10 protein-coding genes and 2 pseudogenes are annotated in these 15046 nt (G+C 75.2%); 4 read left to right on the top strand and 8 right to left on the bottom strand.

What is annotated here, in order from left to right:
- Window positions 1-7: 7 nt before the first annotated feature.
- Window positions 8-1480, bottom strand: coding sequence for an NCS2 family permease (locus MUU72_RS31340; RefSeq protein WP_248016819.1), 1473 nt, complete (start codon window positions 1478-1480; stop codon window positions 8-10).
- 279 nt (window positions 1481-1759) lie between these two features.
- Between MUU72_RS31340 and MUU72_RS31335 the strand changes: the two genes are divergently transcribed.
- Both MUU72_RS31335 and MUU72_RS31330 read left to right on the top strand, forming a co-directional pair.
- Window positions 1760-2041, top strand: coding sequence for a DUF2530 domain-containing protein (locus MUU72_RS31335; RefSeq protein ID WP_248016818.1), 282 nt, complete (start codon window positions 1760-1762; stop codon window positions 2039-2041).
- Window positions 2042-2097: 56 nt separating this feature from the next.
- On the top strand, window positions 2098-4518 hold the full coding sequence (locus MUU72_RS31330) for a cation-translocating P-type ATPase (protein WP_248016817.1): 2421 nt from the start codon (window positions 2098-2100) through the stop codon (window positions 4516-4518).
- Between the two features lie 68 nt (window positions 4519-4586).
- Here the strand turns inward: MUU72_RS31330 and MUU72_RS31325 are convergent.
- Window positions 4587-5066: pseudogene (locus tag MUU72_RS31325) on the bottom strand (NAD(P)-binding domain-containing protein); the annotation flags it as partial.
- Here MUU72_RS31325 and MUU72_RS31320 point away from each other — a divergent pair.
- Together MUU72_RS31320 and MUU72_RS31315 are read left to right on the top strand one after the other, a co-directional pair.
- A pseudogene (locus MUU72_RS31320) lies at window positions 5065-5538 on the top strand (helix-turn-helix domain-containing protein); the annotation flags it as partial. The pseudogenes MUU72_RS31325 and MUU72_RS31320 overlap by 2 nt on opposite strands.
- A 109-nt stretch (window positions 5539-5647) precedes the next feature.
- Window positions 5648-6862 (top strand): cytochrome P450, encoded by a 1215-nt coding sequence (locus tag MUU72_RS31315; protein WP_372503278.1) that lies wholly within the window; start codon window positions 5648-5650, stop codon window positions 6860-6862.
- 124 nt (window positions 6863-6986) lie between these two features.
- Here the strand turns inward: MUU72_RS31315 and MUU72_RS31310 are convergent, their stop codons facing one another.
- The 6 genes from MUU72_RS31310 to MUU72_RS31285 all read right to left on the bottom strand — a co-directional run bounded on the left by MUU72_RS31310 (window position 6987) and on the right by MUU72_RS31285 (window position 14919).
- Window positions 6987-8294: a cytochrome P450 gene (locus MUU72_RS31310; RefSeq protein ID WP_372503277.1), complete on the bottom strand. Its 1308-nt coding sequence runs from the start codon at window positions 8292-8294 to the stop codon at window positions 6987-6989.
- Window positions 8291-8953 carry a GTP-binding protein gene (locus tag MUU72_RS31305; RefSeq protein ID WP_248016815.1) on the bottom strand — a complete coding sequence of 221 codons (663 nt, stop codon included), beginning with the start codon at window positions 8951-8953 and terminating at the stop codon, window positions 8291-8293. The genes MUU72_RS31310 and MUU72_RS31305 overlap by 4 nt, the downstream gene beginning before the upstream one ends.
- Window positions 8934-9290 (bottom strand): DUF742 domain-containing protein, encoded by a 357-nt coding sequence (locus tag MUU72_RS31300; protein WP_248016814.1) that lies wholly within the window; start codon window positions 9288-9290, stop codon window positions 8934-8936. The genes MUU72_RS31305 and MUU72_RS31300 overlap by 20 nt, the downstream gene beginning before the upstream one ends.
- Complete coding sequence (locus tag MUU72_RS31295) at window positions 9287-9700, bottom strand: roadblock/LC7 domain-containing protein (RefSeq protein ID WP_248016813.1); 414 nt, start codon at window positions 9698-9700, stop codon at window positions 9287-9289. The genes MUU72_RS31300 and MUU72_RS31295 overlap by 4 nt, the downstream gene beginning before the upstream one ends.
- The gene (locus MUU72_RS31290) at window positions 9697-11331 is read right to left on the bottom strand and encodes a sensor histidine kinase (RefSeq protein ID WP_248016812.1); all 1635 of its coding nucleotides are present in this window, start codon (window positions 11329-11331) and stop codon (window positions 9697-9699) included. The genes MUU72_RS31295 and MUU72_RS31290 overlap by 4 nt, the downstream gene beginning before the upstream one ends.
- 357 nt (window positions 11332-11688) lie before the next feature.
- The gene (locus MUU72_RS31285) at window positions 11689-14919 is read right to left on the bottom strand and encodes a sacsin N-terminal ATP-binding-like domain-containing protein (RefSeq protein WP_248016840.1); all 3231 of its coding nucleotides are present in this window, start codon (window positions 14917-14919) and stop codon (window positions 11689-11691) included.
- Window positions 14920-15046 lie beyond the last annotated feature (127 nt).

The raw sequence follows: 15046 nt of genomic DNA, 5'->3' as shown, positions 1-15046 counted from the left end.
CGCCCGGCTACTTCACGCCGAGGAGCTGCTCGATCGGGTTGAGCAGGAAGTAGACCAGGAAGCAGATCCCGACCGCGTTCAGCAGCCAGGGGATCTCCTTGAACCGCCCGGTCACCGTCCGCAGCAGGATGAAGGCCAGCACGCCCATGCCGATGCCGTTGGTGATGCTGTAGGTGAACGGCATCGAGACGATGGTCAGGAACGCCGGGACGGCGACGGTGAAGTCGCTCCAGTCGATGTCCCGGACGTTCGCCGCCATGATCAGGAAGCCGACGACCAGCAGCGCGGGCGTGGCGGCCTGCGAGGGCACGACGGTGGCCAGCGGCGTGAAGATCAGCGCGAGCAGGAACAGCCCGCCGGTGACGAGGTTGGCCAGACCGGTGCGGGCCCCCTCGCCGACACCGGCGGTGGACTCCACGAAGCAGGTGTTGGCCGAGGCCGAGCCGAAGCCGCCGCCGGCCACCGCGATGCCGTCGGCCATCAGGATCCGGCCCATGTTCGGCAGGTTGCCGGTCTCGTTGTCCAGCAGCCCGGCCTCCTCGCCGACGCCGATGATGGTGCCCATCGCGTCGAAGAAGCCGGACAGCAGCACGGTGAAGACGAACAGGCAGCCGGTGAGCACGCCGACTTCCCGGAAGCCGCCGAAGAGGCTGATGTGCCCGATCAGCCCGAAGTCGGGCGCGCCGACGATCTTGTGCGGGACGTTGGGCACCGCCAGGCCCCAGGAGGCGTCCGGGATGGTGGCCACCGCGTTGATGATGATCGCGACGACGGCCATGGTGACCATGCCGATCAGGATCGCGCCCTTGGTCTTGCGGACGGTCAGCACGAACATCAGCGCCAGGCCGAGCACGAAGACCAGCACCGGCCAGCCCTTGAGCTGGCCGCCCTGGCCGAGGCTGAGCGGGACGGTGGTGTGCGCGGCGTCCGGGTTGCGGCTGACGAAGCCCGCGTCGACCAGGCCGACCAGCGAGATGAACAGGCCGATGCCGATCGCGATGGCACGCCGCAGCCCGCCCGGGATGGCGTCCATCACCCGCTGCCGGAGTCCGGAGGCGACCAGGATCATCAGCACCAGGCCGGCGAGCACCACCATGCCCATCGCGTCCGGCCAGCTCATCTTGGGCGCGAGCTGGAGCGAGACCACGGCGTTGATGCCCAGGCCCGCGGCGATGGCGATCGGGACGTTGCCCATCACGCCCATCAGGACGGTGCCCAGTCCGGCCATCAGGGCGGTCGCGGTGACCAGCTGACCGTTGTCCAAATGGTGTCCGTACTTGTCGACACCGGCCCCGAGGATGATCGGGTTCAGCACGACGATGTACGCCATGGCGAAGAACGTGGCCAGACCGCCGCGCAGCTCCCGGCCGACCGTGGACCCCCGCTCGGAGATCTTGAAGAAGCGGTCGAGGGCGTTCCTGGGGGGCTGCGGGCCAGGGCTTTTCACGGTGTCGACCGGCGAAGGGGTCGAGGGCGACATGCGGGACCTCAGTCGTACGGGCCGGAGCAGGCGCGGCCCGGGGGCCGGGAACACGCACAGGCGGCGGGACAGCAACCAATGACCTGGAACAGCATGGGGGGATCGGATTGGAGGAATCAACGATCCGAACCGGTCAGTTCCAGAAAGGTTCAGTATGAATAAACAATTCGTTGATCGCTATCTCCGCGCGTAGACCCCTACGGGACAGCGGTGGGCACCCTGGGCGGGCCCCTGCCGGGCCCCGGCCGGCGCCGCCCCGGGCCCCGTAAGCTGACCCCCATGTGGAAGAAGTCCGAACTGCGCGAGGCCCCGCCGCCGCTCGAAGGTCCCGTCGTCGGCACGATCACCGGCGGCACCGTCATCTGGTTCGTGCTCTTCCTCGCCCAGCTGCCCTTCTACGGCTGGTACGCCGACCACGGCCACACCTGGCTGCTGTGGACCTGCCTGGCCGGCGGCGGCCTCGGGCTGGTCGGCGTCTGGTACGTGCGCAAGCGGGACGCCGCGATCAAGCGGGCGGCCGCCGCGGCGGCGACCGGGACACCCGCCCCCGATCCCTCCTGACGCCCCGGCCGGCCGCCGGCGGGTGAAGCGGGCGTTCGCCCCGTAACGTCGAGGGCATGACGGATCCGGCGCGGACGGAAGTCGAGGAACCGGAGCCCGGCGGCCGGACCGCCGCCGGGAGCGCCCGGCGGCCCGCGCACCCCGGACTCAGCGCCGCCGAGGTCGCGCAGCGGGTGGCCCGCGGGGAGGTCAACGACGTCCCGGCGCGCTCCTCCCGATCGGTCGCGGAGATCGTCCGCGCCAACGTCCTCACCCGCTTCAACGCCATCATCGGCGTGCTCTTCGTGATCATCCTGATCGTCGGCCCGCTCCAGGACGGCCTGTTCGGCTTCGTGATCCTGGCCAACACCGGCATCGGCATCATCCAGGAGCTGCGCGCCAAGAAGACGCTGGACAGCCTCGCGGTGATCGGCGAGACCCGGCCGACGGTGCGCCGCGACGGGAGGGCCGCCGAGATCCCCACCGGGCAGGTGGTCCTCGGCGACGTCCTCGAACTGGGCCCGGGCGGCAAGGTCATCGTCGACGGCGAGGTGCTGGAGTCCGACGGCCTGGAGGTCGACGAGTCGCTGCTGACCGGCGAGGCCGACCCGGTCGTCAAGAAGCCCGGCGACCGGATGATGTCCGGCAGCTTCGCCGTCGCGGGCACCGGCGCGTTCACCGCGACCAAGGTGGGCCGGGAGGCGTACGCGGCGCGCCTCGCCGAGGAGGCCAGCCGGTTCACCCTGGTCCACTCCGAACTGCGCAGCGGCATCAGCCGGATCCTGAAGTACGTGACCTGGATGGCGGTCCCGACCGCGCTCGGCCTGATCTTCAGCCACCTGCTGACCCTCGGGCTGCCCGCCGACGCCGCGGTGCGCCGGATGGTCGCCGGGATCGTGCCGATGATCCCCGAGGGGCTGGTGCTGCTGACCTCGGTCGCCTTCGCCATCGGCGTCGTCCGGCTGGGCCGCAGGCAGTGCCTGGTGCAGGAGCTGCCGGCGATCGAGGGGCTGGCCCGGGTCGACGTGGTCTGCCTGGACAAGACCGGGACGCTCACCGAGGGCGGTATGGACCTCGGCGAGGTGCGGACCCTGGACGGGGGCGACCCGGCCCGCACCCGGGAGGTGCTCGGCGCCTTCGGCGCGTCCGACCCGCGCCCCAACGCCTCCCTCCAGGCCGTCGCGGACGCCTGCCCGGCACCGGACGGCTGGCGCTGCACCGGGACCCTGCCGTTCTCCTCGGCCCGCAAGTACAGCGGCGCGGCCTTCGAGGAGCCCGACGGCCGGCGCTCGGGTTGGCTGCTCGGCGCCCCCGACGTCCTGCTCGCCGACGGCGACCCGGCACTGGCCGAGACCGGGCGGCTCAACGCGCAGGGCCTGCGGGTGCTGCTGCTGGCCCGGGCCGTCCGGCCGCTGGACCACCCCGACACCGCCCGCGAGGTCCGCCCCGCCGCCCTGGTCGTCCTGGAGCAGCGGCTGCGCCCGGACGCCCCCGACACCCTGCGCTACTTCGCGGAGCAGGGCGTCCAGGCCAAGGTGATCTCCGGCGACAACGCGGTGTCGGTGGGCGCGGTCGCCGGGAAGCTGGGCCTGCCCGGCGCGGACGACCCGGTGGACGCCCGGCAGCTGCCGCACGGCGACCCGGACGCGATGGCCCGGGCCATCGAGCGCGGCGCGGTCTTCGGGCGGGTCACCCCGCAGCAGAAGCGCGAGATGGTCGGCGCGCTCCAGGCCCGCGGCCACCACGTCGCGATGACCGGCGACGGGGTCAACGACGTGCTGGCGCTCAAGGACGCCGACATCGGCGTGGCGATGGGCGCCGGGTCGGAGGCGACCCGGGCGGTGGCCCAGATCGTGCTGCTGAACAACAGCTTCGCGACGCTGCCGTCGGTGGTCGCCGAGGGCCGCCGGGTGATCGGCAACATCACCCGGGTCGCCACCCTCTTCCTCACCAAGACCGTCTACTCGGTGCTGCTGGCGATCCTGGTCGTCTGCTGCCGGATCCCCTACCCCTTCCTGCCGCGCCACCTGACCCTGCTGTCGACGCTGACCATCGGCGTCCCGGCGTTCTTCCTCGCGCTGGCACCCAACACCGAGCGCGCCCGCCCGCACTTCGTCCGCCGGGTGATGCGGTACGCGATCCCGTCCGGGCTGATCACCGGCGTCGCGGCGTTCGCCACGTACCTGCTGGCCCGCGCGTACTACACCGGCCCGGACGCCCTCGGCGCGCAGACCAGCGCCGCCACCCTGACGCTCTTCCTGACCGCCCTGTGGGTCCTGGCGATCATCGCCCGCCCCTACACCTGGTGGCGGATCGCGCTGGTGCTGGCGATGGCGCTGGCCTTCCTGGTCGTCCTGGTGGTGCCCGGGCTCCAGCGCTTCTTCGACCTGCGGCTGGTGGGGACGGTGCTGCCGTGGACGGCGGTGGCCGTCGCCGCGGTCGCGGCCGTGCTCCTGGAGGCCGCCTGGCGGTGGGTGGGGCGGCGCTTCCCGGCCTGAGCCGGGTCGGCCGGGCGGCCCGCCGGGTCAGGCGGCCGCGGGGCGGCGCAGCACCTCGATGACGCTGGGAGCCAGCCGGTCAGCGCGGACCACATCGGGCCCAGCAGCGCGGCGTCGTGGACGGCGGCCAGGCCGGGGTCGGTGCCCAGGTGCAGCGGGTCGCCCAGCGCCTCCAGGGTGGCGCGGTGGGCGTCGAAGACCGGGCGCGCGCCGCTGTAGAGGAACATCATCTCGCGGCTGCCGACGCCCGGCGGGGTGGTCATGACCGCGCCGTCGAGGTAGTCGATGCCGTGCCCGGCGGCCCACTCCGCGTTCGCGCGGGCCTGCTCGGGGGTCCCGGACGTGAGGTTGACCAGGGCCCGGCCGGCGAGCTTCCCGGCGACCGGGTCGAGGACGGTGTGCACCGCCGGGTCGTCCAGGACGCAGACCAGGGACAGGTGGCCGGCGGTGACCGCCTCGGCCACGTCGCCGGCCACCGCGGCGCCCCGCGCGGCCGGCGCCGCGGCCTTCTTCGGGGAGCGGTTCCAGACGGTGGTCGGGTGGCCCCTCCCCGCCGGACTCGACCTGTGCCTGCACCTGGTCCGCCGCGACCTCGGCGCCCGGATCGCCAACCAGCTCGCCCGCCGGATGGTCGTACCCGCCCACCGCCCCGGCGGACAGGCGCAGTTCATCGACCTGTCGGTGCCCGCCACCGACGACGCGGGGCTGGCGCCCGTACCGGACTGGGCCCGGGCCCGCCTGGACCGGCCGCTGACCGTCGAGGACCTGGCCCGCCGCGCGGCGCTGAGCCCCCGCGCCCTCTACCGGCGCCTCCGGGCCGCGACCGGCACCACCCCGCTCCAGTGGCTCCTCAACCAGCGGCTGGCGCGCGCCCCGGCACTGCTGGAGTCCACCGGCCTGCCGATCGAGAAGGCCGCCGCGCTCAGCGGCCTCGGCACCGCCCACAACCTCCGCCACCACTTCCTGCGCCACCTCGGCGTCACCCCCGGGGACTACCGCCGCGCCTTCCCCGGGCACTGAACGGGCACCGGCGGTCTTGATAACGGCCCGCTCCAGCGGTGATCTTGGGGGCGGACGGCTCGCGCTGCCGCGGTCGCCGCCCCTACCCCACCCAAGGAGAGTCGTGCCCGTGAACCGAGAAGCGCCGGACATCCTGTCCCCGGAATTCGCCGCGGACCCCTATGCGGCCTACCGCGTGCTGCGCGACGACTTCCCGCTCCTGTACCACGAGGCCACCGGAAGCTACCTCGTCTCGCGGTACGAGGACGTCGAACGGGCCTTCAAGGACCCGGCGTTCACCACCGACAACTACGACTGGCAGCTGGAGCCGGTGCACGGCCGCACCATCCTCCAGATGAGCGGCCGGGAGCACGCCGTGCGCCGCGCCCTGGTCGCCCCGGCCTTCCGCGGCAACGCCCTGGAGGAGTCGTTCCGGCCGGTGATCGAGCGCAACTCCCGGGAGCTGATAGAGGCGTTCCGCGACCGGGGCACCGCGGACCTGGTCGCCGAGTACGCCACCCGCTTCCCGGTCAACGTCATCGCCGACATGCTGGGCCTGGACCGGGCCGACCACGACCGCTTCCACCGCTGGTACACCGCCATCATCGGCTTCCTCGGCAACCTCGCCCAGGACCCGGAGGTCACCGCCGCCGGGCTGCGCACCCGCGAGGAATTCGCCGCCTACCTGCTGCCGATCATCCGGGAGCGCCGCGCGCACCCCGGTGACGACCTGCTGTCCGTGCTCTGCGCCGCGGAGATCGACGGCACGCGGATGACCGACGAGGACGTCAAGGCATTTTGCAGCCTGCTGCTGACCGCCGGCGGGGAGACCACCGACAAGGCGATCTCCAGCCTGGTGCACAACCTGCTGCGCCACCCGGAGCAGCTGGCCGAGGTGCGCGCCGACCCCGCGCTGATCGGGCCGGCGTTCGCCGAGACCCTGCGGTACACCCCGCCGGTGCACATGATCATGCGGCAGGCCGCCGCAGACGTCCCGCTCGGCGGCGGGGTGGTGCCCGAGGGCGCCACGGTCACCTGCCTGATCGGCTCGGCCGGGCGGGACGAGCGGCGCTACGCCGCACCGGACCGGTTCGACCTCCACCGGGCCGACCTCTCCGCCGGCACGGCCTTCTCGGCCGCCGCCGACCACCTGGCGTTCGCCCTGGGCCGGCACTTCTGCGTCGGCGCGCTGCTGGCGAAGGCCGAGGTCGAGGTGGGGGTGGCGCAGCTGCTGGACGCGCTGCCGGACCTGGCCCTGGTGCCGGGGGCGCAGCCGCGCGAGCAGGGGCTGTTCACCCGGGGCCTGGACGCGCTGCCGGTGCGGTTCGGCCCGGCGGCGGGCTAGCGGACGGCTGACGCGCGGGCGGTGCCGGGCGGTGCTTCCCATCGGACCGGGCGGTGTCTGCCGTGAAACACCGCCCGGGACCGGGCAGTTGCGCCGGGGGCCGCCGCTGCGTGCGAGGGCGCGGTCAGCCGGACAGGCCGCCGCGGGCGCCCATCGCCGGGATGGGGGTGTAGGTGGGCGTGAACTCGACCGGCAGGCTGACCAGTCCGCGCATCCACACCGACGGGTGCCAGGCCAGGTCCTCGCCGGGCACCGCCAGCATCACGTCCGGCAGCCGGTCCAGCAGCACCTCCACCGCGGCCTTGGCGATCACCTCGGCGATCTCCGGGGCCGGGTAGGGGCAGGCGTGGTCGCCGTGGCTGAAGGACATGTGGGCCTGGTTGCCGTCCGAGCCCGCGTCGGTGAAGTCCGGCCGCACCTGCGGGTCGGTGTTGGCGGCGGCCAGCCCCAGGATCAGCAGGTCCCCGGTGCGGATCCGGCGGCCGCCGAGCTGGGTGTCGCGCACCGCCCAGCGGCCGATGAAGTTCTGCGTCGGGGTGTCCTGCCAGAGCACCTCGTTGAGGGCCTGTCCGACGCTGCGCCGGCCCCCGGAGAGGCTGAGCGCGAAGCGGTCGTCGGTCAGCATCAGCCGCAGCGTGTTGCCGATCCAGTTGGCGGTCGGCTGCTGGGCGGCGGCCATCACCACCAGCAGGTCGATGACCACCTCCTCCTCGGCCAGCCCGGCCGGGTGGGCCAGCAGCCGGGACGGCACGTCGGGGCCCGGCCGGTCGCGCTTGGCCTTGACCAGCCGCTGCATCCGCTCGGCGACCCGCTGGTGGGCGGCGATGGCGCCCTCGTCCGCGTTCAGCGACGCGGCGATGTCGGCGGCGAGTTCGGGCACCTCGGTGTGCGGGAAGCCGAACAGCTCGGCGATGACCAGCAGCGGGAGCCGGGCCGCGTAGCGCGCCATCAGGTCCGCCTCGCCGGAGCCCGCGAACGCGTCGATCAGCCCGTCCGCCAGCCGCTCGCAGATCTGCCGCAGCTCGAACTGGTCGATCGCGGTGAGCGCGTCGCTGATCGCCCCGGCCCGGCGGCGGTGCTCGGGGCCCTCGGCGAACATCACCGACGGCTGGTGGCCGACGAACGGCAGCAGCGGCCACCCCTCGGGGATCCGGTCCCAGGCGTGCCAGCGCCGCGAGTCCCGGGCGAACAGCTCGGGGTTGCTGGTGACCTGGTGGAGTTCCCGGTAGCCCATGACGAACCAGCCGGGGATGTCGCCGTCCAGCAGGATCGGCGCGACCGTGCCGTGCCGGGCGCGCATCTCGCGGTAGAGCCGGGCCGGGTCGTCGCTGAGGCCGGCGCCGTAGAACGGCACCGCCTCCGGGCCGTCGGGACCGGCCGCACCGGCCCGCAGGGGGCAGCCGCCGGCGGTGGGGTACTGCTGCTCGGTCACGGTGCCATCTCCGCGGTCTCCTGGACGGGTACGGCGTCCCGGGTGGACAGGTCGTAGAGGTGGTCGACCAGGGCGATCAGCACGGCCTTGCTGGACTCCCGGTCGCGGGCGTCGCAGGAGACCAGCGGCACCTCGGGCGACAGGTCCAGCGCCTCCCGGATCTGCGCCGCGGTGTGCCGGTCGCCGCCGAAGTCGTTGTGCGCGACGATGAACGGCATCCCGTGCGCCTCCAGCCGGTCGATGGCGTACCAGGAGTCGTCCAGCCGGCGGGTGTCGACGAGCACCACGGCGCCCAGGGTGCCGGAGAACAGCCGGTCCCACAGGAACCAGAAGCGCTCCTGGCCGGGCGCGCCGAAGAGGTAGAGCACCGCGCTGTCGTTGACGGTGATCCGGCCGAAGTCGAAGGCGACGGTGGTGGTCGTCTTGCCCTCGACGCCGGTGGGGTCGTCGACGCCGACCCCGGCCCGGGTCATCGTCTCCTCGGTGTTCAGCGGCCGGATCTCGCTCACCGAGCGGACCATGGTGGTCTTGCCGACGCCGAAGCCGCCGACGATGACGATCTTCAGGCCGTTGTCGGCGGTGGCGCTCAGCGGGGTGCGGTCGGCGTCGGTGCCGGCCGCTACGGCCGCAGCCGCGCGATCAGAGGCGGTGGAGTGCATCGAGCACCTCCTTCAGCAGGTCGGCATCGGGGAGTTGGGCGGTTTCGCGGACGCGCGGGTGCCGGGCGGTGACCTGGCCGCGGTCGAGCAGGTCGGACAGCAGGATCCGGATCACGCTGACCGGCATCCGCAGCTCCGCCGAGATCTCCACCACGGCCGTCGGGCGGCGGCACAGGGTCAGGATCCGGGCATGCTCGGACTGCATGCCCGGCGTCGGATCGCATTCGCTGACGATGAGGGTCACCAGGTCCAGCGTCCGGTCGTCGGCGGACCGGCTGCGTCCGCCGGTCACCGTGTAGAGCCGGTCCGGAGCGTCGTCAGGACCGAGCCGCTTCATGCGGATTGCCCGCCCTCACCGCGCGGGGCGGCCTGGAGGTACTCGCCGATCTGCTCCACCAGCTCGTTCATGTTGAAGCCGATCAGGCCGACGTCGGCGTCCTCGACGGCGATCAGCGCCAGGTGCGCGCCGTTGCCCGCCTCGACGATGAACAGCACCCCGCCGTGGAACTCCGTCATCGCCTGCCGCACGCCGCCGGTGCCGTCGCCGAACTCCACCGAGGCGCCGTGCGACAGGCTCTGGATGCCGGAGGCGATGGCGGCCAGCTGGTCGGCCTGGTCGACGGTCAGGTCCTTGGAGTGGCAGAGCTTGAGCCCGTCCCGGGAGAGGACCAGGGCGTGCCGGGCCCCCGGGGTCTTCTGGAGCAGGTTCTCCAGCATCCAGTCGAGGCTGTGGTCGGTGGTGTTCATCGGGTCTCGTCCTCCGGAGGTGCTGGAGAGGGTGCGGGGGGTGCTGCGGGTGAGCCGCTGCTGCGGGGGCGGCCGGCGTCGTCCGGGCCGGTCCGGCCCTGGACGGCCTGGCGGAAGGCGCGGAACCGGGCCGCGGCCTCCTCGCGGGAGCGGGCCGGCCGCGGGGCCGCGTCGCGGGCGGGCGTCCGGCCGCCGCCGGCCGGGCCGGTCCCCATCGGGGAGCCGGCCAGGGTCTGGCCGCGGCGGCGCTTGGGGAGACCGCTCTCGCCGATCTCGGGGGCGGGAGCCGGCTCGGGGGCGGAGGCCGGCTCGGGGGCGGAGGCCGGCTCGGGGGCGGAGGCCGGCTCGGGGGCGGGCGCGGGGGTGCCGGTGCCGGACGTCCCGGTCCGGGGCGCGCGCCGCGGCAGGGGCGCCGGCTCCCCGGCCCGGGGCGCCTCCGGGGCCGGGCCGGCCTCGGGGGCGCGCCGCGGCGCGGGAACGGCGGGCCGGGCGGCCGGTACGGGCCGGCCGGCCACCGGCGGCTCCGCGTCCAGCCGGGCCGGCTGCCGCCCCTCGGTCACCAGCTGCTGCGGGATCAGCACGACCACACCGGTGCCGCCGCGCGCCGACGGCCGGAAGGAGACGTTCAGCCCGTGCTTGCGGGCCAGGCAGCCGACCACCGCCAGCCCCAGCCGGGTCCCGGAGAGCGACATCAGGTCCAGGGTGTCCGCGGACACCGTCTCCTGGGCGCGCTGCAACGCCGCCTCGCCCATCACCAGCCCGCTGTCCTCGACGCTGACCACCACACCGGCCTGCGCCTCCTCCACGTACACGTGCACCGGCGACGACGGCGGGGAGAACGAGGCGGCGTTGTCCATGATCTCGGCCAGCGCGTGCATGATGCCCTCGGCCGCGTGGCCGGCGATGGCGACGTCGCTGCGGTGGTGCAGCTGGATCCGGCGGTAGGCGCTGATCCGGCCCATCGCCCCGCGCAGGATGCTCTCCATGGCGATCGGCTTGTTCCAGCGGCGTCCGGAGCGGGCACCGGTCAGCACCGCGATGCTGTCCGCCAGCCGGCCGGCCTGCGCCGTCATGTGGTCCAGCTTCAGCAGGTCGCCCAGCACCTCCTCGCCGTGCCGGTCCTCCATCTCGCGCAGGTCGGCGAGCATCCCGGTGGCGAGCGCCTGCACCCGGCCCGCGGCGTTGGCGCACGCGGACATCGCCGCGGCCCGCATCCGCTCCCCGCGGCCGACCTCCTCGGCCACCGTCCGCAGGATCCGCTGGTGCGCCGCGGCCCGCGGCAGGCCGGTGCGGCCGAGCGCGGTGTCCGCCGACGCCCCGTCCCGCAGCAGCCCGACCAGCGCGGGCAGCGTCTCGTCCGCCAGCGCCGCGGCCTCGGCCTTGAGGGCGGCGACCCGCCCCCGGTGGTGCCGGACCAGCCGCTCCTGGAACACCGCGGTGGCCACCGCGGCGCTCAGCAGCACCGCGGCCGCCCCGGCGCTCCAGGCGACCAGGGGCCGGACGGTGCCGGGCAGGAGCAGGACGAGCCAGACACCCAGTCCGCCGGTCACCACCAGGGCGGCCGCCAGGGTGCGCAGTGCGGCTCCCAGCGGCGTGGGCGCCGCCCGGCGGGAGGGTATCCGTGGTGGCATCAAACAGGTCCTCGGGTGCGATGGCGGCGGCGGCCGGACGGCTGGCGGGCGGACGGCGGAACGGGCCCGGGGCCTCGGGGTGCCGAACCGCGGCGGGCGCCGTCCACGACAGGGTGTCGGGGTGCGACGAGCAAGTGAGCGATGATCGCCCTGGCACTCTAGCCGGTCGCGGCGATCCGGCAACTTCCTGTGCGCGGTCGGTGTTTGACGCCCCGTTTGCCCAACCCGCCCGGCTTCTCCGGAAACGCGCGCACCACCGGGCCCCGCGACGGCCCCGCGACGGCCCCGCGAACGGCCGCGGGGCGGCCACCGGACCCCTGCCCGGCCGCCGCCCCGCGCCGTACCGCTACGCCGGCGTCAGTCGAACCACCGCGCCCGCGCCAGCTCGTCGCCCCGCTCCGGGTCCTCCAGCAGCGCCGCCACCTCGAAGCGCCGCGACCACTGCCCGGCCGCCCAGGCCAGCCCGGCCGCCACCCCCTCCAGCGTCGCCGCGTGCAGGGTGCCGTCCGGCGCCCACCGCCAGTCCAGTTCGGCGGTCCCGTCCGGGCCGTCGACCAGCAGCTCCTCGTGCTCGACGTAGCTGCCGGGGGCGGCCGGGCCGAGCAGCGCGCGGACCGCCTCCGGGACGTCGTGCACCTCGCCCGCGGACCGCACCCGGGCGGTGACCGCCTCGCTCAGCCGCTCCACCTGGAACAGCTCCGCCAGCTCCGCGGCCCGGGACGGCCGCACCGGCAGCAGCGCCCGGCCGCCGGCCAGCGGCATCAGGTCCGGGGCGTCCGCGACCACCGCGTCCGCCGCGTCCACCACCCGGATCTCGCCGCCGACCACCGCCCGCAGCTCGTCCGGCAGCGTCACCCGGTCGGGATCGAGGTCGGTCAGCAGCCCGTACAGGGCGTGCAGCTGGGCGACGCCCACCGGCAGATCGGGGTCGGCGAGCCGGCCCAGCAGCTCGGCCGCGCCGCCCGGCTCGTCCAGCAGGGCGGCGACCGAGGTGCGGACGCCGAGCGCGCGCAGCACCTGCGCGTCCACCCGGCCCGCGTCCGCCGCCTCGTACAGCCCGGCCAGCAGCGGGTCGCCGCCCGCGGCGCGCAGCCCGGCGGGGCGGCGGCCGTCCAGCACCGGGTGGCCGCGCAGCCACCAGGCGGTGTACGGGCGCACCGACTCGGTGGTGCCGTCCGGCAGCAGCACCCGCACCGGCGCGGTCAGGGCGTCCCGCAGCGGCGGCCGGGAGAGCATCTCCAGCACCCGCGGCCAGGCCGCGTCGGCGACCAGGTCGAGGTCGCGGACCGCGACCAGCTCGGTGACGACCGGGGGCACCGGGGTCTTCGGCAGCGCATCGAGCAGGTCCTCGCACCACACGTCGACGGCGTCCAGCAGCCCGGCGTCGTCCGGCTCGGGGAAGTCGCCCTCGCGCGGCTCCAGTTCGTCCGGGTCGAGCACCACATCGGCGGCCCGCACCAGCGCGAAGGTGGCCAGCACCCCGACCGCGGTGAGCGGCTGCTCGCCCCACCGCTCCGCCAGCTCCACGTCGCAGGCGGCGAGTTCGCCCTCGCGGATCACCTGCTCGAAGTCGCTGCCGGGGAAGACCAGTTCACCCGCCGGCGCCAGCTCGCCGTCCTCGTCGGGCAGTGCCAGCGCGGCCAGCCACGGCTCGTCACCGGGCGCCAGACCGGCGTCCCGGACCAGCCCGAGCACCGTCTCGGCCAGCTCCTCGGCGCCCAGCGGCACCCCGGCGCCGGGCGCCAGCTCGTCCTCGAAGACGTCGTAGGCGTCCTCGTCGGCGTCCAGGGAGTTGGCGACCGCGGCCCGCACCTGCGGGGTGGTCAGGACGGCGCGGGGCGCCGCCGGGGTGGCCCCCAGCTTCTCCAGCAGCGGGTGCACCGCGTCCGGGTGGGCGACCTTCAGGCCGAGCCGGGTCAGCGTCCGGTGCCGGCCGGCCGCCTCCGCGCCCGCGTCCGGGCCGCCGCCGGGCAGCGGCAGCAGCACCTGGCGCGGCCCGATGGCGGTCCGCCCGGTGCCCGCCAGCGGCACCGGGAGGCCGCTGAGCCGGTCCGGGTCGGTGCCGGCCAGCGCGTCGTACAGCCGCCACCACCACTCCGGGGAGCGCTCCACGCCCGCCAGCCGGTCGATCATCTCGGTGAGCGGCACCCGGGCCACGCCCAGCGCGCGCAGCTCCGGCCGCCGCTCCAGCCCGGCCGGCAGCAGCCCCGGGAACAGCTCGGCCAGCACCGCGACCGCCGCCGCGCCCGCGCCCTCGACCAGCTCGGCGTCCACCGGCCGCAGGACGTACCGCTCGGCGGCCTCGGCGTCCCACTCGCCGGCCGCCTCCGGCGCGCCGCCGGGCTCCGCCGCGCTCGGCAGGAACCGCACCCGCGGCAGCAACGCGAGGATCTGCCGCCGCAGTTCACCGTCGAGCGCGCCCTTGCCCAGCGGCCCCGGTACGAGGTCCAGGGTGCCGGCCGACACCGGCTGCCACCGGCCCAGCAGGTCCGCGTACGCGGCGGCCGCCCGGCCGGTGAGGAAGTCCGCGAGCGGCCCGGGCGCGACGTGGCGCCGGGTCGGCTCCAGCGGGAACGAGGCGATCAGCAGCGCCGGCAGGCCCAGCGGCTCATCGGTCGGGGTCGGCGCGTGCAGCACCGGCGAGGTGCCCGGCCGCACCGGCGCGCCCGCCTCGTCCACCGGCACCGCCCAGGTCACCGACCAGGACGGCCGCAGCTTCTCCTCGACCGGGCGGTCCGCCAGCAGCGCCGCGTCCAGCGGCCCGCCGTCGGAGGCCACCCGCCACCGGGTCACCCCCCGGGCGCTGTCCTCGACGACGGTCAGCTCCCCCTCCTGACGCCGCGCCAGGGTCCGGGTGCCGTCCGGCGTCTCCACCACGACCTCGGCCAGCCCCGGCAGGGTCAGCAGCAGCGCCGCGTCGATCCCGGCCAGCAGCCGCTCGGCGAGGTCCTGCGCGGCGCCGTCGCGCAGCGGCAGCACCACCGCGGTGTCGTAGCCCTCGGGTGCGGTGCCCTCCGCGGGCAGCGGCAGCCGCAGCAGCGGTACGTGGCCCTCGCGGCGCCGGAGTTCACCGCCCAGGCCGGGGCTGTGCGCGGCCACCGCCTCGGTCAGCTCCCGGGCCTCGGCCAGCGACCAGCGGACGCCGCCGGTCCGGCCCACCAGCGCCGGTTCATCGCTGACCGCCAGCACCGCGGCGAACCCGACCCCGAACCGGCCCACCGCGCCGGCCCCCACGCTGCTCTCCCGCTTCGCCGAGGCCCGCAGCGTCGAGAGCGACTCCACGCCGGTGGCGTCCAGCGGCGCGCCGGTGTTGGAGGCGACGAGCACCGCCGGGGCACCGCCGTCGGCGGCGTGCAGGGTCAGCCGCAGCCGCCCCGGCACACCGGCCCGGGCCGCCGCGTCCGCCGCGTTCTGCGCCAGCTCCACGGCCAGCCGGTCACGGTAACCACCGAGCGCGAGGTCCTCCTCCGCGTTGGCGTCCTCCCGGAAGCGGGCCGGCGAGGCGGCCCAGGCGTCCAGCACGCCGCGCCGCAACCGGGCCGTACCGAAGGGGTCGGCGCCCTCGTCGGCACCCCGCACCCACGGCATACCTGCCACGTTCTCGTCTCCCTACGTCGGTGTGTGTCCCGACGGTACCGCTCCGGCTGGCGCCGGGGGGGTCCGTACGTGGTCGGCTGTCCCGCCGTGGGGGTGTCTGTCTTTCCGCCTTCGGCGG

This window comes from Streptomyces rhizoryzae (assembly GCF_023155275.1).
Taxonomy (GTDB): Bacteria; Actinomycetota; Actinomycetes; order Streptomycetales; family Streptomycetaceae; genus Streptomyces; species Streptomyces rhizoryzae.
The sequence above is the reverse complement of the archived record's forward strand: the minus strand, read 5'-3'. Positions and strand labels throughout refer to the sequence as shown.